The sequence below is a fragment of the Nitrospira sp. Ecomares 2.1 genome, assembly GCF_965152585.1.
On sequence record NZ_OZ224219.1, the window covers coordinates 445253 to 471214 of the forward strand.

The following is a 25962-nucleotide window of genomic DNA, read 5'->3' on the forward strand; positions in this document are numbered from 1 at the left end:
AAGAGAAAGACTAAAGGGCCATATTTCTTTGGAAAGCATGGGTGAGGAAACATGAGTGAAGTCGCGCTATTACAAATAATAGGCATGTGTGTCATTGGGGTAGGAATTCTTATCCTGCTTTTTATTAAGGGAATGTTCCTTCGGGTTTTAGGTTTTGTCGCGATGGTGTTGGGAGTCTTTAGTTTAATTGCCTTGAGCGTTCCGCAAATGGCCTCCTTGCCTCCTGCTGTAGAAACCTTCGATCTTGCCAGCGTTAAAAGCCCGGATGATTTGGCTTCAATTGGGCAGAAAATATTTTTTAGTAAAGGACAATGTGCCTTGTGCCATTCAATCGGGCCAAGTGAGTCTGCCCGGTGCCCAGATTTAAATGGTATTGGAGCAAAACTGTCTCCGGAATTTATCTATGAAAGTTTAACTCAGCCTCAAGCCTATATTTATTTGGACTTCAGGCATGATGGTGTTCCAAAAGAATATCCGGCACAGATGCCCCATATCGACAAGGATCCTATCGGATTAAGTAAGCAGGAAATTTATTCGGTCATTGCTTTCCTCCAAAAAATGAGTGGTGAACCAATCAGTATCAAAGTTGAGGACATTATGGAAACCGAGCAAAAATCGGATGATTCGTTAAAGGTCGCTTCGGTCTCTTCACCACTGAAATCGCAAATGGAAAATTCGGCGGATCGCTAAAGGGAATAGCCAGGTTGAGGAGAACATCATGAAAGGCCCTATTACTAGTGGAGCAATCGTTCTTGCTGGTGTGTTTATATTTTTAAAGTTTTTACTTCCGTTATTTACGGCACCACTTCCAGCAAGTTTAATTTACCTGTATTTGGCCTTAGCCCTGAGCGGCATTATGATTTATGGGACCATGAGTGGCCCATCCTTGGAGGCGATGATGGGCCCGGTCTTCCGTTTTTTATCTGGTCAAGGCCAATCAGGAATAGGCCATATGGCAAGATTGGCAGTGTTGGTAATGTTCCCGCTTCTGGTGGGGTGGCAGACGTACTCCAGTTTGGCTCCGAGCGACCTGCCGCCTGCGGAAAATAGAACCATTCATCCTGCACCTCCTGGGGAGTTTGTTGGTTTGTCAAATCCTTATCCAAAAACTCCCGAAAACATTATGATGGGTAAAGGCCTGTATGCAGCCTACTGCTCACCTTGCCACGGAGCTAATTTTGATGGAAAGGGCACAGCAGCTCCTGGGTTTAATCCTCCTCCAGCTGATTTTACTGATCCTGGGACCATTGCCCAGTTACAAGAGGCCTATTTGTTCTGGAGGATTAAAAAAGGTGGAGTGGGATTACCTGTGGAAGGAATGCCTTGGAAGTCAGCTATGCCAAGATGGGAAGAGGAATTGCCGGAAGAATTTATATGGAAAATTATAATGGGTGAATATGACGGAGCCCATCAATCCCCACGGACGTGGGAAGAAGAAGAGTAAGCATAACCCAATCATGTTGTGGATAAATGAGTGGAGAATATGACATGTCGAACGGACTAAGAAGCCTAGGTGCCATATCCATTATTGGGCTGTTCGGAGTCCTGGGGTTTACGGAAACATTTGCTAGCGAACCGCCGGCTTCCGATGAACTCGGGAGTGTTTCGGTTCGAATGTATCAATTAGAAGGCAGCTTACCAACCGCTGACCCTAATTCTTCACAATGGGATTCAGTGCCTGGTTCTGAATTTAATCTGGCGCCACAGGTGCATTGGCCTCCCAGAATTCAGGAAGTAACCGTTAAATCAGTCAAGGCTAAAGGGGTTCATAATGGGCAAGAACTGGCTATTTTAGTGGAATACGATGATCCCACAGAAGATCCGGGGGACGCCGCTGCACTTGAATTTATGGTTGGAGACAAGCCAGCCCATTTTGCCCATGGTCAGGAAATGCTGCAGGTTGAAGGTGGACCGGTAAACATTTGGTTTTGGAAAAAGGAAAGTGGCCAAGCTGTTGATATGAGTGCGAAGGGGTTTAAGACCTTGGAAACTCAACCTCACCAGGATGTTCAGGCAACAGGGGTTTGGCAAAATGGGACATGGAAAGTGGTCTTTACCCGATTGTTAAAAACTGAGGACGAGCAGGATGTTCAAATAGAACCTGGCGAATGGAGAAATGTGGCCTTTGCTTTTTGGGATGGGGCCATTGTGGATGGTCTTGTAAAGGAAAAAGGTGGACAGAAAGCCGTTTCTACTTGGTGGTATATTCGGGCTGAACCGAGTGCAGATAATTCCATTTTTGGTTGGGTTATATTGGGCTTAGCCCTCGCAGCGGCCTTCGAACTGGTGATTGTAAGGAAACTGAGAAAGGGGCAATCAGTATGAAACTGATAGCGGGAGGCGGTCGTGATATAACAGTCATCGGTTTGGCCGTTGTCGGATTTACCTTCACGCTATTCTCTGGATGCGCAATTTTTGAGGATGAAAAAACCTCTAAGGGCCGAAAGCTCTATAACCATTATTGTAGTCATTGTCATGGGGAAACCGGACAACAAGGGGAAGGCTTTAATTGGGAGCGCATGTCGGACCCCAGACCTAAAAATCTCGCATCCAATGCCGAAATGTCCACCTTTAGTGATGAAGAGATTTTCCACACTATTTATCGGGACATGAAAGATACGACCGATCCCAAAGTATTAGATGACGAGGACTACTTTGCCGTCCCTACCATGCCGACATTTAAGTACACCTTATCGGAGGAAGAAATCTGGTCTATTGTGGGTTATGTTCGGACCCTTCATGGTATGTCGTTGAGCTATGATTTTGAAGCCAGGAAAAAAGAATTAGATGAGGCATTCCAGGCGGCACAGCAAGAGATGGAAACGGCAAAAGCGTCTTTTGAGGCCGCAACCGAGAAAGCGGAGGCCGCTCAAGCTGCTTATGAAGAAACGCTGACAGATGAGCAGCTTGAGAATTACGAACCGGAAGAAGTCACGATTCCGGAAGAGGAAGCGTTCCTGGCAGCGAATGAGAAATATGAAAACGCTAAAGCCTCTGTTGATAACTTTTTAAAGCGTCCTAAAAAGGCTCAGGTCTCTCGACCGGATCTCTCCCTACCTGAAGAGGAACGTGCCGTCCAAGCTAATCTGGGAAAAGAGTTATATAATGACAAATACGGATGTCAGGGATGTCATAGCCTCAATGATGAAGGTGGGCTGGTTGGTCCTGCATTAGATCGAGCAGGATTTCGCCTCAATCCTACATGGGTCTATCGGTGGATTCTGTATCCTCAAGCCATGAAAAAACATACCAGGATGCCAAATTTAGGGATTTCAGACCAAGATGCCAAGGCAATCACGTATTATTTAGGGACACTCCAGGCCCCAAAACCAGAAAATCCAGTTCCCCTCTCAGAATAAAAACAAAACGGTCCTTCTTTCCACGAGACGCGTGCCTTTAGGCTTGCATTAGCCAAAAAAGGTGTTCACCTACCATTTATCCATGCTAAGGACCTGGTTTGAATCTGGTGGTTCTAAGGAATTGTGGGAATGCTTTTGATAAACAGGCTAGGATTAAAAATAAAAAAAGCCTATGAGTGGCTGGAATTCTCCTGAGTGATTGGCCGATTAAAATAAAACTAATCGGTTTGTTTGTAGTCCTTACTTATTTTGTATATTTATGGATGCCCCATCCATATTCCTCCTAAAATAAGAACCCCAATCCAGACATGTTGTTTGAATAAAAAGAAGGCTTTTTCCCCTGAAATATTTGAGCGGAGAAGAAGAACTTGATAGCCTAATAAACCAGCTACTCCCATTAAGGTCATAGAATATTCAATGCCAAGATGATTGATGTTGGCGACCAGAGACAGACATGCCAGCATGATCAACCCCGCAATGCCCACCCCAAGCCAGGTGTAGGATCCAAAGAGAATGGCGGTGGATTTGACTCCAATCCTTTGGTCATCATCCCTGTCCTGTATGGCGTAAATCGTATCGTAGGCCATGGCCCAACACACCGTTGCTGCGAAAAGGATCCAAGCCGACAGGTCCAATTCGTTTCGAACAGCGGCCCACGCCATGATGCCACCCCACCCAAATGCTAATCCCAAAACAAGTTGGGGGATATGGATGAAACGCTTGCAGAAAGGATAAATCCCAGCAAGCAGCAATGCCACAGGACTCAGCAAAAGTGTTAGAGGATTCAAGAGCCATAACAAAATGGCGGCTAACCCAAGCAAAACTGCCAGAAGTGCTAAGCCTTGGGAAGGCGTTAATTGGCCAGAAGCAAGGGGACGATGCCGTGTTCGTTGAACTTCCCGATCAAATGACCGGTCAGCCAGGTCATTCATAATCACCCCTGCACTTCGCATGAGAAATGATCCAAAAATGAACACCAAAAGGAGCTTAAGACCGGGCCAACCCTCGGAAGCAAGAAACAGAGACCAAAGGGTGGGGAAGAGTAAAAGCAGAGTCCCTGTTTGATTGAACAACCGGATGAGATTCGCAAATGCAAGGAAAGGAGGCATGGACGCTATGTAGAGCTGCCTAAAACAATAAGGGACACGGATGGTAAGACAGGACCATTGGAAAAGACGCCATTATCGGAACACATAAACTATGAGTTTTGAGTCATGCGAATGTGAATATTATTGCTCAGGAAGCCCCCCCAATGTTACTTCACCATAAATCGTGCGATACAGAGGATTCGATCCGGTTCATTCGAAGGAGCAACCACGATCATCCATTCCCCGGTGTGTAAATCCGGACGTAGTGATTTCATGCTCCACATGCGATAGCCTGGAGAAGGTTGAATGGGGATGTTCACTTCTGAAATTTTGGTCCAAGTTCCATCGGTTTTGTGATGCCAGCTGTGACGAATTTTTCCTTTTGTGGTTGCTTCGATTTTTGTCCAAAATATCACTTGCGAAGTTTGTGATGTTTGGATCATTGGAATTGCCGCTTGCCCATTTTTATCTTTTTCGCAATAGGCTGGAGGACGGAATATTCCCTGTGGGTTCCTCTTGTCCACTTCTTTAGATAAAACAACGGTCTTAACAAGAAAGTCAGCCTGGGCTAACAGAGGTGTTCCTGCTAGGCCGATCAAAAGCCCGATTCCCCTCAATATGTGTTTCACTCGATCAACCACCTTCAGTCCTCATTTGGATCGTGAGACAACGCCAACCTAAGAAACTAAAATATACCTGCGGTCTTGTCAATGGAGAAGGTGAAGGGAGGGCATAAGTGCGGAACCTACTTATTCCTCAGCAAATTCCCTCCACTTTTTGATAAGACCCACGACCTTTTGAAGTTGACGTTACTAAGCGACGAAAGGTATAAACGACCACAAGGTAACCTACCAAACTCGTTCTCCAGTAAAGGCGGTCCTTCGCTGTTTGATTCCTTCCAATGTGAGCCGGCGTAGCTCAGTGGTAGAGCAGCTGATTCGTAATCAGCAGGTCGGTGGTTCAATCCCACTCGCCGGCTCCATATAATCAAGCACTTACAACTTTGGCAGGAAGCACTTCAGAGGCAGGTGTTAATAGGGTGTTAGAAAGGTAGAAATTCAGCTTCTGAGTAGCTTGGGTTAAATCAGCTTGTGACACTGAATTATATCTTCGGTGCATCTTCTCTGACTTATGCCCCACGATCTTCATGGCCGTTAACGTATCCACTCCTGCCCGTCTTAGATTAGTTGCGGCACAATGTCTCAGGTCATGAAACCGAAAATCTTTAATTCCCGCTCGTCTACAGGCTCCAATAAAGGAGCTTTTTATTTCTTGCACTGAATGCCCTTCATATAAAAACACAAAGGGACAGTGTAATTGCCGTACTTTTTTGAGTGTTCTTAGTGCTTCACTGATGAGTGGAGTCATGGGAACAACTCGGCTTTCCTTGGCTTTAGTATCTTTCCCTCGAAGTTTAATAAAACCTCCATTCAGGTCCACTCGGTCCCATGTGAGATTGAGAATTTCTCCCTGCCTCATGCCAAGATGAAAGGCCACTAAGAGAATAGGCTTCAAATGGTCAGCAGCCGCCTTGTAAAGATTATCCCACTCTTCCGGCGTCAGAATTCTATCCCTTTCGTTATCAGGAGTGGGCAAAGGCACCTTTTTTGCGGCATTGTGTGAAATGTATCCTCTTCGTTCTGCCAAACTCAGACAATGCTTCAAAATGGCATGGTCATAGTTCACCGTGGATAAAGAAGAAAGCTTTCCTTTCGGATGTTTGCGTTGTGATCGAAAAGCTTCCACATCAGTAGCGGTAATCTCATCTAGAGGTTTTTTCCCCAGGAAAGGAATCCATTGATTCTGAATAGACAGAATCCTGTCCCGATAACTTCGTAAACTTTTCACCTCTTCCAGAGACAGATAACTTTCCCCCCACTCAGCAAAACCCATTCGTTTTATCTTCTCACTACCAATCTTTCCCAACATGAGATCAGTTTGGATTTTGGCCTCATGTTTTTTCGCTACATCTTTCCTTGTTGCTCCAACTTTCCACCGTTTCAGTTTAGCCCCTGGTGTTCCCCGCGCTAATTGCAACACCTTCCCATCATCAATGACAGGGAATTCTACATACCAACTATCCTTTCTTTTTGTGAGTCCCATGAGACTTCCCTCCTTTGGTTTTAGGTTGTTCCCCGATTAACTCCGATACAGAAACATTAAGAGCATCTGCTAAACGCTTGAGGGTGGATAGGCGAGGATCCAACTTGCCTGACTCCATTTTGACAATCGAGACATAATGAACCCCCGCCATTTCCCCCAGCTTCCGTACAGATAGCCCTCGTTGTTCCCGTAATGTCTTAAGATTCATGCTGTTTGTATGGTAGCTTATTAGCTATCACACTTCAAGCCATTTTTGCAGGCATCGGCAATACTGTTTGCTCATGTAACCATTGATTCAGTAGTCCCACATCAAACCGAAGTAACCGTCCTACTTTGACATGGGGAATCCGTCTTTGACTGACCATTGTGTACAGGGTCTTTATGGATAAGCCCGTGTAAATAGATGCCTCTTTAATGCTCATTAACTCAAATCTCGCCACTTGTTCTCTCTTCACGTGTCTTCACTCCTTGTCAATTCTACGACTAAATACATTCTCAGTTTTTTCTTGGGGGCATTGGCATGGTGACTTGTTCTCTCATCCACAGGTCCAAAAGCTCCCGACTGAACAGAATTAAACGTCCCATTTTCACATAAGGAATACTTCCCAAACTCACCAATGTAGATAGAGCAGTCTCAGATAACCCCATGTATTTTGCTGCCTCTTTTGCCTGGATTAAATCAATTATCTTTACTTGCCTCTCTTCCATTCTTCTCTCAACCTTTCTGTTCGCATGTGGCATTCCTCAACTTCTTTCCCTATCACAATAAGCTTTCCCTTCACATGCCAGAAATATAGGTGCTGCCCCGTGATGGTTGGTACAATTGGTGGACTTGGTGCACTTTCTGAATAGAGGGATCAAGTGGGATACAGAGAACCTCTCGACGTTGCCCTTCAATCATTTTGCGTATGGTCAAGCGTCCTTCTTCAACCTGTGTCACTCCTTGTTCCTTTAACCGCTTGCGAAGGGTTTGAGAGGAAATTGGTAAAGCCTCACCCATATCCCTCGCAATTCGTTGATAAACCGTATAGGCCACATCAGGTTGGAGATAGATGTTTTTTTCATCGACCCATCCTATTCTTGTACCCTGCGGTTCATAATGTGAAGGAAAATTAGGAGTATCTTGTGAGAGTTTTCTCCATCCTGCGGACTCTGGATTGTTAGGCATAAGATTAGAAAACGATCCGAGGTGGCCCATTCCTGCCGCTACAGCCGCACTTAACAATTCAAAGAACCGGAACACGGGGTTTTGTCCACCCTGATGTCCTGTTTGTTGCTCACCAATAGACTGCAAAGCTTCCCATGATTGCGCTTGAAGCTCTTGCACTTTCTGAATATCAATGGCTTTCATGTCTTGAGCGAACTCCAAGAAATATTCTAATCCCACCATTAAGTGTGCTATGGCATCCGGGGTCCGTTTATGCTGGTGATCTTTGAATAACCGTCCCCGTGTTTCACTCACTTTCTGAGATAGGGTCTTTTTCAGCCTGTCATAGTGTCTGGCAACCCATTGGAGATAGCCTGCCATTGCTTGGGCATATACACCCTTTCCGGCCTGATCCTGACATGAAGTTAAATGATCAAGGTTCACCATGCCGGGACTCATTTCGAGAATAATCAGTCTGGCTTGCAAGGATTGCCCTCTAGGAATATCTTCCCCAGTGGCGAGAATAAGACCACGGGGAGGTTTTGGAGGACGGAGAGAACCATCGCTCCGCATGCGTTGCCGTCCGGCGTGATTCCCTTGCCCTCTAAACACTCGATCCGCTTGGGCATGCAAGCGTTGTTGATCTGTGAGGCTTCCTAGTGGACAAAAATCATCAATAGTAAACAGCAAATCCTTTGCGGTGAAACATAATCCTTCAAGGGCATTCGCTGTACTACTCCAGCTTCCAGGAAGATTGGACGCATCCATGTCTTTCCCAAAATGTTGTTGTGCCAAAGCGGATAGGGTGCTTTTCATTGTGCCGGTGTGCCCACTAACGTATAGCGAAAACGGGACATCCCCCAGGACACTTCGCCAGATCCCTGCATAGATGGGAACGGTGATGTCTTTTGGAGCTACTTCGATGAAACCGAGGCTGGCTTTGACGGCTGCCTGAAGCTCTGGACCTTGTAAGGGTTCGGGCAGAATTGCCTTGGCCAATGCTCCCCCAATATTGACTCCTATATGAGAAACTGTGCCACCCGTACCAATTGCCCCACCGGCATGCAGATAGACCATGGTCCCATCTGACATTTTCCGCCAGCCCGTATGGGTGTAGATAGTTTTAGAGTCAATGGCCGTTGAAAGGGATTGCATGGCCACTCGTGTTTGGTCCCTCCCTCCATAACCCGCGTAAACGATAGCTTTTGGTCCCAAATGTTGGGTCGGCCAATTCATAGAATGAAATTCAGACGCTGGAATGGTAAATCGACTGGTAGCACCTTCAACCGTGGCTTCTAATTCCAAAGAGCGCTGGCGTTCTACGCCATCATCTTCCACCACATCTCCCACAATCTGAGCGGGAAAGTTGGTCAAAGAAACGGTCACCTTTCCATGCCGAGTCTGTTTATGCCAGATTATTCCCCTATCCGTGAGTTCATAAGGACAGGGAACCTTTGGAGAGTCGGGTACAGTGGGGTCACTCTCTTCATGTGCTCCACTTGTTCTCTCTTCCTCCTTCTGGTCTTGTAGGGAATCCTCTTCTGGAGCGCTACTCGAAATATGGACTACCTCTTGGCATTCTTCTTCTACTGAGTTAAAGCTTGCAATTTCTGGTTCTTGATTAAGCATTACTTCATAATCCCTCCGAAAGTGTGAATAATAAGTTCAGTCATTGGTTCTAGTGCGGGCGGATCTCGATTGGATTCCGAACGTCATCTCCTTTCCTTTTCTGGTTTAATCTTCTCTGAATTTCCCGCACTCTCGTTTTCCTCCTATATACATACGGTGGCGTTACCGGTATTACCTTTAATTTAAGAAGATAAAAACCATTTAAAAACAGTATGTTGAAGAAACAATGTAATGCTTATAAAATTATTACCATTACATGGAGACACTGAGCACTTAAAAAATAGCTCAGAGAACGAGGGGGGTAATTGTCGGAGAAAGAAAAAGAAAAGGTCGAAGCTCTACAGGACCTACTAAACTTGCCAGACGAAGACCCCATTTCGGAATGGGATAATCCGATGAAGGTGGAATTGAGGAGAAAAGTGAGAATGGTACTAAACACAGGTCTTAGGACATATAGCCCGATCGAAGATAAGGAATTAGAAAAGCTTCAGAAGCAGATGGGAGAAGAAAGGAAAAAACTCCTGGCGTCAGAGCCAGCGTTCTCCATTCCTGGTTGGAAGTTTCAATTAAAGCGGGATGGTAGCCTCCACAAAGACGACGATTCCACCGCCTCTATATCTACCCGCGTATTTCAATCTCTATTGAATGAGTATACGAGAATCCAATTATGTCAGAGGAAGGAATGTAATACGCTCTTTATACGAATCAAACGGCAGAGGTATTGTTCAGAAAGGTGCGGAAATTTTGTCAGGGTTAACCGGCATAGGCGCAAAAAGAAAGGGAGTGAAAAAGCCGATGGTTCATAAAAATGACATGATAGAAAACGGCAAGAATGGAGGTCATATTGCTGACTATTGAACATTCATTGTAAACATTTGTTGCAAGAATGAATCTTTAAGCTGCTGTTTTTATTGAACATTTTTTGTAAGCATTATTGACCCCCAAGGTAGAGCAAAAAAGAGGTTATCTTTGAGGTAGCCGAGCTATTTAATACCACTTGTTCCCCCCATTTTGTCTTTCCCCAGCTTCCCACAAGTACCTCCCTGCATGATTCAGAAATTCAGGCTCATTCTATAAAAAAGAGAGGAAAATGCTATCTGTTTTTGGGTACACGTGGTACTTTTTCCCAGATTAATTTTTAATTGATGATAGTGCTATTTTAGGACCGAAATTGACCTAGTGTTCAGAAAAGGATCGCCTCAAAATGAATTCCAGTGAACAAGAAAGTGGAGACGATTCTATTTGGATGTCTCCCGAGGAGAGTCAGGCGTTGCTTAATGAATACCAGGAATTTTTAGACAATTATGAACAGCAGTTGAGATCACAACTAGGCCCCAAAAAGGGTGAGAAAAGTCTCCAAAGGCTTTGTGACGATTTTTATAAAGAGAATAATGCCTGGTCTGAAAAACTTCTATTGTGTGATCCTGAAACTTTCGAGGTCTTTATGAGTTCAAGAGAGGCCAAAGAAAAGGAGGAATCGTGGAAAACATTAAGTCCTGAAGTAAAGGAGGCAATTATTGAAATTGAAAGATCTACAGAAAGGATTAAGAGACATTCTGAAGAAGAAGCTTGGAAAGAGGACCTAAAGGAAAATAGCCATAGGCAAATTGAATTATTGGAAAAGTTGGAGAAGTATTTTACCCTAAACTACTGGGACCAGCCCCTTAGCCGGAAAGAGTTTTATTCTTTTCATCTCAACCGTGAGATAAGTTGGGTGACAGGATTTATTTTTATTTCTTTTGTGGCTGCGTGTTTTTTCGGGTGGGATGTTGCTTCTGCAATTTTTACCGGAAATCATATTACATTAGAGCGTGATATTGGCATAACTGCTGTTTGCATCTTCAGTTTGATCCATTTTTATCAGGTATTCAATAGACTTCGTTCCGAACAAAAGAAGATGAGTAAAAGATTGATTGTGTTTCCATGAAAATAAAGCCAGCGGAAATAAAACTTAAGACCATGCCCGTTACCATGGATGTTCGTTATAGCTTTGTTCGTCAGTTCCTTGAGTCTTCGGCAATCTTTGTCCGCCAGGCTCGTGAGATAGAATCTGATTTCACCGCAACTACTATAGATGAGCCAACTCGGTGTCGCCACAGAGGGCTTGTCTGTTCGACTATCATGCAGTGCGTAGCAGCCATGGAAACAGAAATTGATGAAACCTGTGTGCATGGACCAAATAGTCATTTGGGAGGCAGTCATATAAACCGTCAAGCACAACAATTCCTGGCACCTCTCGCAGAGGTAATTGATTCCCAGAATACCCTATCGCGGTTCAGTATCATTCTCCATTTACTAAAGAAACCAACTTTCGACAAAGGAAGACCACCCTTTCAGAGCGCTGCTCTTGTCGTTCGACTTCGAAATGAGCTTATCCATTACAAATCTCGTTGGGGTACTGAGATGGAGAGTTCCAAATTATACCGAGCACTTATTAACCTAAGGCACACTCCTCCACCATTTACCGATTCCACTATGAAGTTTTTTCCTCATCGCTGTCTTAGTGCAGATTGTGCCGCCTGGGCACTTGATTCTGTTGTAACGTTTTTAGAAGCTTTCTATTCCGCACTAGGAGTTGAAAGTAGATTTAAGGATCACCGAGACTGTCTTATTCCTTGAGGATAAAAGCTGTCAGCCTATTTCTCCCCGAGATCATTACAGAATTTTCCAAATAAAAGATCGCATCGAATAATTTTCTGCACCTTTTCGGAATACTTCTTATCTAATTCTCGCCGGACCTCAAATCCACTAACCAATTTCATTGGTAGATCCTCTGTCATAATTCCCTCGCAGGGACCTTCATTGGTTTTCGTAGATCGCTGTTTAAATACCGCTTTTTGCAAGCGATGAACACGTAAAGTATAACGAGTACAAAAAGAAGTATCATTGGGTTTTGAAACTATTTCATATTCGTCCCAACGCTCCACCTCAAATAATATGGTGTCTACAGACAAAAGATCCTTAACTATGCTAGCTACGGATTCAATGCAGTGATTCCATCTCCTGAAGCAGGAGATCTTACTTGTTTGTTCTGGGATACCTTGATCTATGCCGTCAATTACAAAAGATCCTTGAGCGTAAACGTATTCCTTCCAAGAGTCCAAATGAATGAGAAAACTACTCAAGTATAGAGGCTTTCGCCCAATAATTTCGGCATCTTTCCCAATTGTATCCCCCGTTAATTTATCAAGCTTTCCCGTTACCCTGAGACCATTGTGTTTTTGATAGTCACTGAGTATCTCTTTAAATTCCTCATTATACTTCCCATCATAAGGACGAGAGATAGGGTAACCCAAACGGTCTAGAATAGCCTGTTGAGAAAGAATGATTCCTTTAAAGACTTTTGGGTCAGATTTTTGAAACTTTTCAAACCAGATCTCCCATTCTTCCTCACCTGGATCTTTTGAATTAATCCATCTAATTTCATTTTGATTAAGTTCTGGAAGAGCTTTTTCGTCTTGACTCCTAGCGGAATTTTGAGGACTGCCTTCAAACTTACTTGGTTCCCCCTCCTGTGACTCAAAGGGAAAGCCCACTGAAGGAATAAAGACCAAGTAGATATACCAAGCAAATACCATTAATTTGTTAGACTCTCTAGCAATCATTGTTCGGGGCAACTGAATAATTAAAACCATTAGAATAAGAATATTGGATCTATCCTTTTTTGAATTTAGGCAAAATAGTACTTAAGGTACGGCTACTTTACACCTCTCCCTTTAAAAAGCAACCAAGTTAATCAAAAGGAGGGGAACAGACACCCGACGAGCACCCCACTGCATCAGGGTTTACAGGTGGCCTGTGCTCACACCGTTAGGGAAGTGGCCCAAAGGTATGCCCCACCCCTTAGCAAAGAGAACAGGTGTTATTACGGTGTTAAGAAGAGGGAGAAAACTTAAGGATCAGGAGGGAAGGGAGGGAAAAGCAGAGTAGGGGAAACGCTAGTGTTCATGGGAGAAGGAGAAGGGGATTGCCGATTCTTCAAGGACTTCGGCAACCCCCTTTGTGTTGATTCGTAATCAGCAGGTCGGTGGTTCAATCCCACTCGCCGGCTCCAGTCAATATCCAATCGGACAAGTTTTTAAAGTAATAGCCCGGAAGGATTCCGGTTATTTTCTTTCACAGCGAATGTTGGAAATTTGATCTGAAAAAATGGAGCTTGTGTGGCATCGGTATGTGTATTTGGGTTCAGGGAAGCTACCTTGATAGTTCTTACGTAGTGGACCTGAACCGCCAGGTCCTTTTACTTTTCTGTCTTGAGGCCACACAAATGACTGGGCCGAAATGTTCATTCTCCCCTGGGAGATTCAAATCTTGGTACTTTCCATTGGGTGTTTCTTGATCAACAATCCCTCTGCGGAATTTTGAATGTAATTAGGTCGTTTTCCCTTCCTGCTAATTTCATTTTGTTGCGAATCTCAATTGGTCGCCATTTCCCTCACCTTCCTCTCAAATTCACCCCCTTGTCAGAGAAAACATTCGGGTCCCTTATCCAATTGGGATGTGGTGGGTCTTGTCAGGATGCTTAACGGGTTTGCCGCCATACAACTATAACCAACCTGCTCTCAAATCACATGATCTTGCCCTACTGTCCAAGGGCGCCTAGAGACATCTGTCAACGGTTTTAACATCGGAATTTTGTTGATCAAGATTGTGGTGGTGTTCCAACCCTTCAATGACCCCCTGTTCTTTTAGATTTTATGCAAATCGGGGATGTTGATTAAATTCCGAAGAGAGGCACATGGTTTGCTTAAACGAACGGAAGACAGGGACACTTATTATTTGAGGGACATTATGAAAATCTGTGAAAAATGTCAGGGTGCAATGGTGGTCGAGCGCGCTGTGGATTTGGAGGTCGGATTAAGTCTTTTGTATTTTGCTTGCTTAAATTGTGGGAAACGGATTCAGGCGGAAAAAGAACCGAGACCTCTAGTCCATTAATCCTTGATTAAGGCAACCATGAATGGGGAGGAGTTATGCAAGAACAGAGTCGACCATTGACTTATGATGAACGAAAGGCGGCCGAAGCAGCTTTTCGAGGGGCGCCGTTCGATCCACAATTGTCCGAATCAGCCAGAAAGGTTTATCTCGGGATTTCCTCCGCAATGGCGAACAAACGGAATGAGGCGTTTCAGGAATATGATCTTTCGCAAAGGCCGGTTTCAGGAAAAAGAGCGTCAAATGAATCGCAGGGTCGATCGAGAGCAAAATCTTCTTTATGGTAATCTGGGCTCACTTTTCTGAGGACGACCCGAGGATCGGGTCGTCCTCAGTTAGCACCTTCCATTATGCTTGACCGCCCGGTATTCCTCATTCCAAGTATTTTTTTTTGGTTACGGGATCGCCCCGGCGAGGAGTTTTGTCGGAGAGAGTATATCTGGGTTGTGAAGTTAACTATGCCAAAGAATGTTCGGGTGTCTTCGAAGTCTTGAGTCAATTCTTTCCGCCAATTTTGGTGCTGAGGTATGATGATCAAAATACCATCACCATATTCCCGCCATTGATGAAGTGGTCAATTAACAAAATTTTTAACTGCAACACCACAAATTCCTTTTCACCGGATCAATTTCATTACACACCTCTCCCTTTGACATACAGAGATGGCCCCCAATTTTTGGACAGCTCCCTAAGTGAAATCTTATGCATTATATTTTCGTTCAATGAATGGGGCAGAAGATGACAGGAGGCTCTCGAGAGAATCTTTTCCCCTGGCTGAGTGAACGGAGCGCTTGGTCCTTGGGTTCGATGGCTGACTAAAGTAGCGGAAAAGCATTAACCCCAAATACCTAAAAATTCCATTTTAGGTTTACGCATAGCTCTTTTAGGTTAGGGAAAAGGCCTTCCAATGGTGTCTGGTTTGGAAGGTTATGTCGCAACAAATTTTATGCCTATTTGAGCTAGCAGTACGGGCTCATCTTGATCAATCCTATTTTTGGTTTTGGGTGTCTCTATGGCGGGATGAAGATGAGGTGAATAGGGACCTCAGGCCCTTCAGTGCTCGTTATTGAGGAAGTTGTGCTTTTATTTTTGCCAATGCCAATTGTTTTAGGGTGCGCAAGTCCAACTTACCTGTTCCCAATACAGGGAGACGATCCACTTTGATGAAATTGCTCCGTTTGGGGATGAAAAGATTAGGCAACCCATGAGTGGTGACCTTTTCCAAAATTTCCGGGATGGCCGATTCATCGAGGGTATGTAAGACCACCAGTTGCTCCCCTTTCCGTTCATCAGGCACGGCGGTGACAGCCAAAGTCATAGTCTCGGTATTTGCTGCTTCCATTAGGGCACTCTCAACTCGTCCATGAGGAATCATCTCACCACCGATTTTGGAAAATCGGGAGAGGCGATCGGTAATGGTAATAAACCCATCCTCATCCAGGGCGGCAATATCTCCGGTAATGTACCATCCCTGTCGTATCACTTTTGCGGTCAAATCTTCACGTCCTAAATACCCACTCATGACGTTTGGTCCCTTGACTAACAGCATGCCTGGAGTCCCGACCGGCAATGGTTGCTCGGTGTCAGGATCCACAATTCTGACAGACACGCCTGGAAGTGGTTGTCCGACCGTTCCCCGCCGAGAGGCGGATTGGAAAAATCCAGAAGCCCGAAAATCCGGACAATTGACGGCAATCACCGGAGCACATTCTGTGACTCCATATCCTTCAATGGGACGAATGCCAAATCGTTCTTCGAATGCGATCAGTAGCCGGTCGGGTAATTTTTCTGCGCCTGTGAGCACGATCCGAAGGGAACCAAATTGTTCAGGGGTGCAGCGGCGCAGGTACAGTTGCAGGAAAGTCGGGGTCGTTAACAGGATGGTGACTCGATGCTTGTGGATCAGATTCCCAATGGGACCGGCATCCATTGGAGAAGGATGATAGATTACGCCCGCTCCATGAATAACCGGAAACCACAGCGTGGTCAGATAGCCGAAAGAATGAAAGAACGGCAAAATCCCCAAAATCCGGTCGTTGTGATCCAGGTGAAGGACTTGGGCAATTCCTTCCACGTTTGAGTCAAGGTTGAAATGACTCAGCGGGACGCCTTTGGGCTCTCCAGTACTTCCACTACTAAAAATAATCGTGGCGATATCATCAATGGATGGATGCATGGTCGCCCCACAAAAACGCTCCACCTTCCGGATTGGAGCGAAGAGCCCAAATAACATAGCGGTAATTCGAGCCTGCCCATCAATCGTGTTTCGAATCTCCTCGATCCAGATAGGCGTGAGGTTCATCGGCAATTCGAGATTGGCCTTTTCTAAGAAAACGCGACTGGTGAGAACAGTCACTAGGCCTGCTTGGTTTGATGAAGATTCCATCCCTTGCACCCCAACCGTATAATTCAAGTTGACGGTGGTTCTTCCAGAAAGCGTTGCCGCCATATTGGCGAGCGCGCCACCTACACTTGGAGGTAGGAGAATTCCCACCGTTTGTTGCCCTTCCCAGTGAGATCTGAGGGCTCTTGCCAAAGCGATAGCGCCTGTCAGTGCCTCGAAGCAGGAGAGTCGAGGTCTGGTTGCATCTCCAAATACGACGCGAAACGGGTGTTTGCGCATGGACCAGACAAAGCTGTGATGGAGAGGGCGTCGTGTGAGTTTTCGTAAATGCCATGCCGTTTCTCCTAATTCCTGGACAGCCTGCCGTACCTCTTCAGCGGATGTGGTGGAGGGGAGGGGGGCGCCGACAGAGAGCGTAATTGGATAGGGGAATCGGGTTGGCCATTTTGCTAAAAAACGTCCGCCGATGAAGCTAAAGATACTCCCCCAGACCCGGTCAAGGTTAATGGGAATAATGGGCACATCCCGGCCTTTGACAATACGAGTGAATCCCGAACGAAAGGGTAAAAGGTTGCCTGTGCGGGTAATTTGTCCTTCTGGAAAAATGCAAACCAGTTCTCCTTGATCAAGACTCTGTCCCGCTTGTCGTATCGCGTGTAAGATTTCTCTAGGGGATCCGTTCGAAGAAATTGGAATGACCCCCATGATTTTGGCAAAGGGTTGGAACACGCGATGGTCATAATAATTTTGGTCGACGAGAAAGCGAATGGGGCGATCGGTGGTGGAGAGTAGGAGTAGTCCATCGATGAAGGAGACATGGTTGGGTACCAGCAGTGCCCCACCTTCCTGCGGGATATGATCCCGTCCTGTGATGGTAAGTCGATAGATGGTGTGAGTAAACAAGACTAACAACAACCGAATAAACATTTCCGGGAGGACCCGAAGTGCCCAAATGGTTAGAGCTGCGCTTCCCAGACCGGATATGAGAAAAATATTGCTGGCGCTGAGTCCGATCTTTGAGAAGAAACCTGATCCCAGAGACCCCAACAGGACTCCTCCAAAGACCAGGGTATTGGCAAAGGCAATCACGGCGCCTCGTCGGTCGGCTGGGGATCGCCATTGAATCAGAGCATTGAGCGGGACCACCACAAATCCGCTGGCGAGGCCTAGACATCCCATGGCGATGAGGGTTCCTCCTAACTGGGGCTCCCCAAACCCTAAGGCGAAAAGACTGGCGGTGATCCCAGTGCCTCCCAAGGGAAGGTAACCTAATTCGACTTTGGCCGCTGAGAGTTTTCCAACCAATAGGGACCCAATTCCGACTCCGATTCCGAAGGCTGCCAGGGGAAGGCCTGAAAGGGAATCTGACAGGTGAAGGACGACTTTGGCGTAGATCAACACATCCTGGCCAACTAAACTGGCCAAAGTCCAAAATGCAATGGCCCCCATGATGCCCAATTTCAAGACTCGATCGAATCGAAGAGCTTCAATGGCGGCCTTCCACGTTTCTCGAACTCCCCCATCAAGTCGAGCACGTGGAACTGTGGGAATAAATAATGACGCCCATAATCCTATTCCTGAGCACATCATGAGGACTAATCCTGTCAACCATGGGGTTTGACCGGAAAGGTCAAGCATGAGACCTGCCAAGGCGGTTCCTGCAATGATGGCGATGAAGGTCCACATCTCGATTTGACCGTTTCCCCAGGACAAGCGATGGTGAGGCAAGAGTTCAGGAATAATTCCATATTTGGAAGGACTGAAAAGTGCACTTTGTGCACCCATTGCTGCCAGCACCAGGAGGGGAAGAATTCCACCCAGAGGATTCCAAAAGAGAGCTGCGGTTCCGGCTCCCATCAATAAGACTTCCACGGCCTTCATGACGACGATGACGGTTCTCTTGCTAAACCGATCGGAAAAGACTCCGGCAAAGGCGGAGACCACCATCAGGGGAAGGGTAAAGATGACAAAGGCTTGCGTGGTTGTCGCCTGTGTGGCGGCTTCGAGCTCAGGGCCAGAAGCACCTCCTGCCGAGGCGGCCACTTGCTTGATAGCCAGGAGGGCGACAATGAGTTTCCAGGCATTATCGTTGAAGGCTCCAAAAAATTGGGCGACGAGCAGTCCGCGGAGAGCCGAGGATTGAGTTGCGGGTGGGGGGGAGGCTGAGTAGGCTTCAGTCACCGGGATCACGAGGTATGAGTATTGGGTTTTTCTTCTTTTTCTCTTGGGGTCCAGGAGATATTAAACAAATACGGCGCATAACGAAATCACAATTTTTTGTTTTGTTGGGTTATCTTGGAGAAGCCATACTTACCCGTCAATCGTTTTTATCCATATTTTTGATTTTTGGTACGGAATTAGCGACGTTATGGATTGATCCATGTATGTCGGGACGAGGCGGATTATCAAAACAAAGAAATCACACTAGTATCTGTTTGTATCTTCAATCCATACCTTCCAAGAAGTCCTCCATCAGTTTAAGCTGATTCGGAATTCCGCTACCCTCCTGGGAGTGCTTTAAATGGGAACGATGCCACATTTTCTTCGTCTGCCACGGTTAGCCTTTTCCCTTTGACAACTTTGACAATCCGGTTGTTCCCATGGTGCAGGAGCATGCCTGTTCTGTTCCCAAAACTCTTAAGGTTCTTTCCCATATAGCCGATTTATTTCCGTATGCCACGCCAGGGATTTGGTGGAGATGTTTTGGTGAGTTCTTTACCGTTGGAATAACCCAGCCTCCGGCAAAGAATTTAGAACCACGCGATATCACAAAATAAGTTGCAACGCCACCTCGGTAGAGGGATTTCGACGGATATTTTCGCGATGACGACTCGTACGGAAACATCAGGATTTTCGGAAGGCCACATGGAAGCAGTGGGGGAATCCATCTTCCATCGAATGCGAAACGTCCTGAATAGCATCCATGTGTCTGCCGGACTTATTCACCATCGGCTTCGGGAATCTCATGTGGCTGATGTTGGGCGGGTTGCGGATATGCTCGAGGCCCATAGTCATGATTACGGGTGGTATCTCACTCAGGATCCCAAAGGGAAAAAGATTCCGAATTTCTTGGGGCAATTGAATGAGGAATTGTCACAGAACCATCTCGATACCCTGACCGAATTGACCACGCTCAATTATCACCTGGAGCAATTGGAATATTATTTGACGGTTGGCCAAACGCCCCATCGCGTGGGGGGATTTAAAGATACCATTCAGTTTGCAGCGATTATGGATGAGGCTTTGGCATCCCATCAGTGTGAATTGGATCGGATGGGGGTCCAAGTGTGTCGGGAGTACCAAAGGGTTGGCGAAGGTATTCTAGAAGTATCCAAGCTTCTCCGCATTCTGGTGAATTTAATCCGGAATGCGATCAATGGGATGAGGGAGATAACTAGTTGGACTCATCGCCTCACTCTTTATGTCTTTCCCTGTCCGGACCGAGAAGGGTTTGTTCGTTTGCAGGTTGCTGATACTGGAAGGGGAATTCCTTTAGAAGGTCTGACTCGGGTGTTTTCTCCACAGGCTTCTGGGGAGCAAACAGACCTGTTACCGAATCTTCATGCTAGTGCTCTAGCGGCCAAAGAGCTTACTGGGTCACTGCGGGTGTGGAGTGATGGTCTGATGCAGGGGGCAATATTTACTCTTGATTTGCCAGTTATTCACATGGAGGGAGAACGGTAATGGAGAAGGAACAAGCCAACCGGCGTATTTTGGTGATTGATGATAATGTGGCGATCCACGAAGATTTTCGAAAAATTCTTGAGCGATCATTAGACACCTCGCTGCTGCAAGAAGTTCGGGCGGAATTGTTTGATGATGTGGAAGAACAAAAAATTGTTGAAAAGTTTGACGTCGATACTGCGGACCAAGGGCAAATGGGGCACCGGATGGTGCAAGATGCGATGAAGGCTGAACGGCCGTATGCGGTTGCCTTTGTGGATATGCGTATGCCCCCAGGTTGGGATGGAGTAGAGACGGTGGAGCATCTGTGGCAAGAAGATCCTGATTTGCAGGTCGTGATCTGTACGGCTTTTTCGGACCATGCGTGGGAAGATGTCATCCAACGATTGAATAAAAATGGCCAACTCCTCATCTTGCGAAAGCCGTTTGATAATATTGAAGTGTGGCAGTTGGCCAATTCCCTTACCAAGCGTTGGGCGGAATCGTGTCAAGCAAAGTCACAGTTAGAACTATTGGCCAAATGGGCAGAAGAACGAGCAGAAGAAACCATAAAATCCTTTTGACGCCAGGGAATCTAGGTTCGGCCGTTTGGGACCTTTCCATTTAAAAGGGTATTTCTGGAGAAGATAGGGGACTCCCGTTACTGGGTGCGCAATTTGTCGTCATGCCAGGGAATCCTCAACTCAGGGGATTCTGTGAATGAGATGCCAGCGGTGTTCAAGACGAAACTTCATTTATCCACCGTGTGATGCTGTTTTGCCATTTCATGAGTTGTTTATCGTTCAAAATTGATTTTCTCTCCTTACCTTCTTCATGGAATGGTTCATGTCATGTCGGAATCTAATGGGCAGGTGATTCCGAAATTTCCGCTGCTCCGTGTGGTGATGGTGGGAATTCAGGAAAGTGACCTTTCCCCATCCTTTCATCGCGTGTTGGCTTCTCAGGGCCCCATACTTCAAGTCACTTGGCTTGATTATGCCTCAATGCACCCTTCCTGTTTTGATTCCCACAACCCATTTGATCTCATTCTCGTTGACTGTCGGGTAAACCGGAGGGGGAGGGATATTGCTTGCGATATCAAAAAAATCTGGGGCAATGCGTTCATTTTGGGATTGATTGATGGAGAGAGTTCCGCTGTTGAGCTGGAAGACGACTCGGCTATCGATTGGCTGGTTAATGAAAAAATGGAGGGTATCGCGATGCCCTGGGCCATTCGAGAGGGGTTGGTTCGACGTCGGGGTTTGATCGAACGTGAGCATTTGCGCAGGCAGGTTGAAGGTGCCTCATATGGTAATGAGATGGCTGATGTTGCCTCAACCGTATTGCACAATGTGGGCAATGTGCTCAATAGCATTAATGTGGCCGTGCATGTGGTTCATGAGTTAATGAATCAGTCTTCGATAATTCTGGTTCATCGAATCGCGGAACTGTTAAAGAATCATGAGGAGAATTGGGAAATCTATCTGACTCAGGATCCAAAAGGGAAACGGATTCCTCCGGCGATTATGAAATTGGGGAGCCACCTCATAGCAGAGCAACAGACCGTGCTAAAAGAATTGGAAGGCCTGGTTCGCAATATTGATCATGTCAAAGAAATTATCATTTCACATCAGTCGATGGCGAAGTCTCGGGGTATCATCGAGGCTCTCTCTGTTGTGGAACTTCTGAATCAAGCCGTGGAGTTAAGTTTTCACGCTGGAGATGCGAAATGGATCAGGATCAAACGAGACTATCAGTCTGTGCCGCCTGTCGTGACCGATCGGCATCAGTTGCTTCAAATTCTGGTGAATCTGCTGCGAAATGCTAAACAGGCGATGCAATTACAGGTCGGAGTTGATCATCTGCTCACCATACGAGTAGAAGGTCGCACGGATGATGGGTTGTCGGTTGTCATCGCAATTCAAGATACCGGCATTGGAATTGCGCCTGAACATTTGGCCAGAATGTTTACTCGCGGTTTTACGACCAAGCATGATGGCAATGGGATTGGTCTGCATAGTTCGATGGTTACGATTCATCGTATGGGTGGGATGTTAAAGGCCCATAGTGATGGGATTGGCACCGGCGCGACCTTGACACTAATTCTTCCGGTTGAGGCAGGGGCAGGGGCAGGACAGGCATGAATCCCGTCTGTACTCTAAATCGACGGATCTTAGTGATAGATGATAGCCCGGACATTTTGCAGGATTTCCGGAAGATTTTGTGTTCCGCAATTAGCCTCATTTCCAATGCGTGGCTTGAAAGCAGCCAGGATTTCTTTGACGGGCCCTTCCTGCATCATGGCGAAGAACCCTTCGATCTCCATTGTGTGAACAATGGGGAGTCAGGGCGTGATGTGGTCGCGCAGGCTAAGGAACGGGGTTCGCCCTTTGCGGTGGTGTTCCTGGATGTGCAATTGCCCAATGGTTGGGACGGGATTGAAACGGTTGAGCGAATTTGGGATGAGGATTCTGACGTACAGGTGGTGTTGTGTACGGCCTATCCCGATTTTGGTTGGTCGGCCGTATTGCCTCGATTAGGACATCGGGACCAGTTATTAATTCTACGAAAGCCCTTTGATCCGATTGAGGTATGGCAATTGTCTACGGCTTTGACGATGAAATGGCATTGTGCCCAGCAGGCCCGGTTGCGGGTTCAGGAACTTGAACAGACCGTCATGACTCGCACGGGCCTTCTTGAAGAGACCAACCGTTGTTTGGAGCAGGATTTGCTCAGGCGGCAAGAGGTAGAAGTGGAGTTAGCTCAAGTGGTTTGTGATGTCCAAGAAAGAAATCTCGAACTTTCTGCTATGCGGGACCAAGCATTGAATGAAATCCATGAACGGGAACGAATCGAACGGATTTTACGTCACCAAACCGAAGAATTGGCCCGGTCGAATCGGGACTTGGAGCAATTTGCATCGCTTGCAGCTCATGATTTACAGGAGCCCCTTCATTCAATCCAGGTATTTCTTGATCTCTTACAGGTGAAATATGGGTCAGCCCTCACCAGCCAAGGTCTGGGATATGTTGACCGAGTCAAAAACGCGGCGGATCGCATGCAACAGCTAATTCAGAGCCTGTTAGTGTATTCCAGGATCGATTTGCCGCACACCTCAGGGGAGCCGCTTGTCTTGCGAGAAATGGTCGACGAAATCCTGTCGGATCTCGGCGCGCGGATCGAGGAAATGCAGGCGGTCGTGCAGATTGGGGAATTACCTACTATTTATGGAAATGCGTTTCAAGTCCGACAATTGTTACAAAACCTGCTCGGCAACGCCTTGAAATTTCATCGGCCGGGGGTTCCACCGGTCATTCGTATCACCGGGACGATTATTCAAAATCGACGTCACACCGGTTTAGGCCAACCTGGATGGCTTTGCCAAATTGAAATTCATGACCAGGGCATAGGTATTCCATCAGAACAGTTCGGGAAAATTTTTGGGATCTTCAAAAGGCTGCATCGGAAAGATGAATTCGAAGGGACAGGGATTGGTTTGGCCGTATGTCAACGTATTGTCGAGAAGTGTGGTGGTGCCATTTCCGTTCGTTCCAAGTTGGGAGAAGGGTCTACCTTTATAGTTACGCTGCCAATTCAGTAATGGGGAGAACTGATGGCCGGTTTAAAAGCATTCGATTTTGGTTCATAGGGAATACGACCTTTTCAAATATATAATTAGTGAAGCTCAATATTTTATGGTTCAGATTCCTGCGCATCGTCGTGTATTAGTGGTCGGGGCTCATCCCGAAACCCAAATCATGTTGCGCGATGTGTTGTCTGCGCCCGCTGTGGGTGACATGTCAGTAGGGAATTCCTTAAATGGCAAAAATTTGGCAACCTCTGGTATTCAGCCGTTTTTAACTCAGACCCAGTTCGCTCTTGTCAGCGTGGAAATGGGCCTCCATGTTTTGTCGAAGTTCGCGGAAGCTCAAGTTACTGGCAATCCTTTTGTTCTTGTCCTTATTGATGGGCGTTCAGAGGATTGGGAGGTCGTTCGAGACCTGGTGGAGTCGCTTTGGGAATATGATCAGACTTTACGGTGTATCTTCTGTCTTCCCCCTGATCGGGCATCCTGGCCCCATCGTCTGGTTGTGAGCCGTCCAGAGCAATGGGCGGTACTTCGGAGCCCTTTTCTTGAAGAAGAAGTCTTTCAACTAGCCAGTTGTTTGAGTCTGCCGTACCCGGTATCCGGTGAAACTGTGCTCAATGGGGCAACCTATTCAGGGGAAAATGGCTGTCATTCCAAATCTCCTTCGGATCTCCATGTCCATAATGGTGAAGCGGCGACGGGAGCATTGGAATCCGCTCGTGGTGAATTGGCTGCTTCCAGATATTATGTTGATAATATCCTCCGCTCCATGGCGGATTCTCTGCTAGTCATTAACGCAGATATGACTATTGGGGCGGTGAATCCTTCCTTGCTAAATCTTTTAGGCTATCAGGAGGATGAACTCATCGGGGAGTCGCCCGGTTTGATTTTTGGCGAAGAATTTTCCCAAGGTGCGATCATCGAAAACCTCTTACTTCAAGGATCGGTGAGTGGCGTGGAATCCAGTTTCCTGACTCATGAGGGTCAGAAAATCACCATTTCAGTCTCTGGTTCGATGATGCAGGACCTGCAGGGACAATTTCAGGGGTTGGTGTGTGTTGCCCAGGATATTACCGAACGAAAGCGAATGGAAGAAGAGAAGCTGCAGTTGAATGAGCGGTTAATGGAAACGTCAAGGCAGTTGGGAATGGCCGAAGTAGCGACGGGTGTCCTGCATAACGTGGGCAATGTGTTAAATAGCATTAATGTATCTATCGGAGTCATCACGGATCTTTTGAAAAATTCGATGGTCGAGGATGTGGGTCGAATTTCACAGTTATTGGACAAGCATCATGAAGATCTAGGAACCTACTTATCGCAGAATCCCAAGGGGAAACAAGTCCCCGGTTATCTGGAGAAATTATCGGGGCAATTGAAGGAGGAAAAGCGAGTGGCTCTATTGGAATTAGATCGATTGCGGGAGTATGCCGGGCATGCTCAGCAATGTGTTGCGACCCAACAGGATCTGGCCAAGCCAAGCGGGATGACGGAACCGGTATGTGTGGCTGAGGTGGTAGCCGAGGCCCTGGCAGTTAACCAAGAGATGTTGGAGGAAACCAAAATTACGGTCATTCAGGAGTTTCAGGAAGTGCCACAGCTCATCGTGGATAAGCATCAACTCCTTCAAATTTTGGTGGATGTCATTCGCAATGCCTGTCAGGCCATGGAGTCGGTTGCCCGGAGAGACTTAGTTGTTCGTGTCAAGCTCGTCATTGGTCCTCCGGATTCTATTTGCCTGGAAGTTCAGGATACCGGCAGCGGGATTCCTCCCGACGACCTTACGAAAGTTTTTGGGCAAGGGTATAGCACCAAATATGGAGGACGGGGCTTGAGTCTGCATCATGGAGCGTTGATGGCAAAAAATATGTGTGGCGCACTTCGCGCCCACAGTGAGGGCCTAGGACAAGGCGCCACGTTTTTTCTAGACCTGCCTGGGAATTTTCATTTTCCCGATTTGTAATTTCTCCCTCCAGCCAATTCAATCATTCTTTCTGCGCGCCTCTTTATGAGTGTTGCGTTGTACTGTTGTTTCTTTCTATTGATTAGCATTTTTCATGTCCTGTCTCACGGGTTTGCACCTCAAGAGTCTGTTTGGTGTAGCCGAG

20 protein-coding genes and 1 tRNA gene are annotated in these 25962 nt (G+C 46.5%); 12 read left to right on the plus strand and 9 right to left on the minus strand.

What is annotated here, in order from left to right; genetic code table 11:
- Positions 1-51 precede the first annotated feature (51 nt).
- From ACWHYD_RS02020 to ACWHYD_RS02035, 4 genes are read left to right on the plus strand one after another with little or no spacing between them, the layout of a single operon-like run.
- A complete protein-coding gene (locus ACWHYD_RS02020) occupies positions 52-690 on the plus strand; it encodes a c-type cytochrome (protein ID WP_447964276.1) in 639 nt (212 codons plus the stop codon).
- Positions 691-718: 28 nt separating this feature from the next.
- Positions 719-1444 carry a c-type cytochrome gene (locus tag ACWHYD_RS02025; RefSeq protein WP_447964277.1) on the plus strand — a complete coding sequence of 242 codons (726 nt, stop codon included), beginning with the start codon at positions 719-721 and terminating at the stop codon, positions 1442-1444.
- A gap of 44 nt (positions 1445-1488) precedes the next feature.
- A complete protein-coding gene (locus ACWHYD_RS02030; RefSeq protein WP_447964278.1) occupies positions 1489-2325 on the plus strand; it encodes an ethylbenzene dehydrogenase-related protein in 837 nt (278 codons plus the stop codon).
- Positions 2322-3359, plus strand: a complete 1038-nt coding sequence (locus ACWHYD_RS02035) for a c-type cytochrome (RefSeq protein WP_447964279.1) — start codon at positions 2322-2324, stop codon at positions 3357-3359. The genes ACWHYD_RS02030 and ACWHYD_RS02035 overlap by 4 nt, the downstream gene beginning before the upstream one ends.
- Positions 3360-3616: 257 nt before the next feature.
- Here ACWHYD_RS02035 and ubiA read toward each other — a convergent pair whose 3' ends face one another.
- Positions 3617-4468, minus strand: a complete 852-nt coding sequence (gene ubiA / locus ACWHYD_RS02040) for a 4-hydroxybenzoate octaprenyltransferase (protein ID WP_447964280.1) — start codon at positions 4466-4468, stop codon at positions 3617-3619.
- A gap of 146 nt (positions 4469-4614) precedes the next feature.
- Positions 4615-5088 (minus strand): DUF2914 domain-containing protein, encoded by a 474-nt coding sequence (locus ACWHYD_RS02045; protein ID WP_447964281.1) that lies wholly within the window; start codon positions 5086-5088, stop codon positions 4615-4617.
- Positions 5089-5354: 266 nt separating this feature from the next.
- Between ACWHYD_RS02045 and ACWHYD_RS02050 the strand changes: the two genes are divergently transcribed.
- Positions 5355-5429, plus strand: a tRNA-Thr gene (locus ACWHYD_RS02050).
- A 5-nt stretch (positions 5430-5434) separates the two neighbouring features.
- Here ACWHYD_RS02050 and ACWHYD_RS02055 read toward each other — a convergent pair.
- The 5 genes from ACWHYD_RS02055 to ACWHYD_RS02075 are packed head-to-tail and all read right to left on the minus strand — an operon-like array spanning position 5435 to position 9326.
- Entirely contained in the window at positions 5435-6550 is a 1116-nt protein-coding gene (locus ACWHYD_RS02055; RefSeq protein ID WP_447964282.1) for a tyrosine-type recombinase/integrase, read from the minus strand.
- Positions 6525-6758 (minus strand): helix-turn-helix domain-containing protein, encoded by a 234-nt coding sequence (locus ACWHYD_RS02060; RefSeq protein WP_447964283.1) that lies wholly within the window; start codon positions 6756-6758, stop codon positions 6525-6527. The genes ACWHYD_RS02055 and ACWHYD_RS02060 overlap by 26 nt, the downstream gene beginning before the upstream one ends.
- A gap of 34 nt (positions 6759-6792) precedes the next feature.
- Positions 6793-7005, minus strand: coding sequence for a helix-turn-helix domain-containing protein (locus tag ACWHYD_RS02065; RefSeq protein ID WP_447964284.1), 213 nt, complete (start codon positions 7003-7005; stop codon positions 6793-6795).
- Between the two features lie 40 nt (positions 7006-7045).
- Positions 7046-7291, minus strand: coding sequence for an excisionase family DNA-binding protein (locus ACWHYD_RS02070; RefSeq protein ID WP_447964285.1), 246 nt, complete (start codon positions 7289-7291; stop codon positions 7046-7048).
- Between the two features lie 37 nt (positions 7292-7328).
- On the minus strand, positions 7329-9326 hold the full coding sequence (locus ACWHYD_RS02075) for a hypothetical protein (protein ID WP_447964286.1): 1998 nt from the start codon (positions 9324-9326) through the stop codon (positions 7329-7331).
- A gap of 305 nt (positions 9327-9631) precedes the next feature.
- On the opposite strand from ACWHYD_RS02075, the gene ACWHYD_RS02080 reads away from it, so the two are divergent.
- Both ACWHYD_RS02080 and ACWHYD_RS02085 read left to right on the plus strand, forming a co-directional pair.
- Complete coding sequence (locus ACWHYD_RS02080; protein WP_447964287.1) at positions 9632-10132, plus strand: CGNR zinc finger domain-containing protein; 501 nt, start codon at positions 9632-9634, stop codon at positions 10130-10132.
- 398 nt (positions 10133-10530) lie between these two features.
- Positions 10531-11253 (plus strand): hypothetical protein, encoded by a 723-nt coding sequence (locus tag ACWHYD_RS02085; protein WP_447964288.1) that lies wholly within the window; start codon positions 10531-10533, stop codon positions 11251-11253.
- 709 nt (positions 11254-11962) lie between these two features.
- Here the strand turns inward: ACWHYD_RS02085 and ACWHYD_RS02090 are convergent.
- Both ACWHYD_RS02090 and ACWHYD_RS02095 read right to left on the minus strand, forming a co-directional pair.
- Positions 11963-12961, minus strand: coding sequence for a peptidoglycan-binding domain-containing protein (locus ACWHYD_RS02090; protein WP_447964289.1), 999 nt, complete (start codon positions 12959-12961; stop codon positions 11963-11965).
- A 2363-nt stretch (positions 12962-15324) separates the two neighbouring features.
- Positions 15325-18786: an acyl-[ACP]--phospholipid O-acyltransferase gene (locus ACWHYD_RS02095; protein ID WP_447964290.1), complete on the minus strand. Its 3462-nt coding sequence runs from the start codon at positions 18784-18786 to the stop codon at positions 15325-15327.
- A 642-nt stretch (positions 18787-19428) separates the two neighbouring features.
- Between ACWHYD_RS02095 and ACWHYD_RS02100 the strand changes: the two genes are divergently transcribed.
- The 5 genes from ACWHYD_RS02100 (at position 19429) to ACWHYD_RS02120 (ending at position 25817) form a co-directional block, all read left to right on the plus strand.
- Entirely contained in the window at positions 19429-20289 is an 861-nt protein-coding gene (locus ACWHYD_RS02100; protein ID WP_447964291.1) for an ATP-binding protein, read from the plus strand.
- The gene (locus tag ACWHYD_RS02105) at positions 20289-20852 is read left to right on the plus strand and encodes a response regulator (RefSeq protein WP_447964292.1); all 564 of its coding nucleotides are present in this window, start codon (positions 20289-20291) and stop codon (positions 20850-20852) included. The genes ACWHYD_RS02100 and ACWHYD_RS02105 overlap by 1 nt, the downstream gene beginning before the upstream one ends.
- A 267-nt stretch (positions 20853-21119) precedes the next feature.
- A complete protein-coding gene (locus ACWHYD_RS02110) occupies positions 21120-22412 on the plus strand; it encodes an ATP-binding protein (protein WP_447964293.1) in 1293 nt (430 codons plus the stop codon).
- On the plus strand, positions 22409-23869 hold the full coding sequence (locus tag ACWHYD_RS02115) for an ATP-binding protein (RefSeq protein ID WP_447964294.1): 1461 nt from the start codon (positions 22409-22411) through the stop codon (positions 23867-23869). Before ACWHYD_RS02110 ends, ACWHYD_RS02115 begins: the two co-directional genes overlap by 4 nt.
- Positions 23870-23963: 94 nt before the next feature.
- Positions 23964-25817: a PAS domain S-box protein gene (locus tag ACWHYD_RS02120; protein ID WP_447964295.1), complete on the plus strand. Its 1854-nt coding sequence runs from the start codon at positions 23964-23966 to the stop codon at positions 25815-25817.
- Positions 25818-25962: the final 145 nt, after the last annotated feature.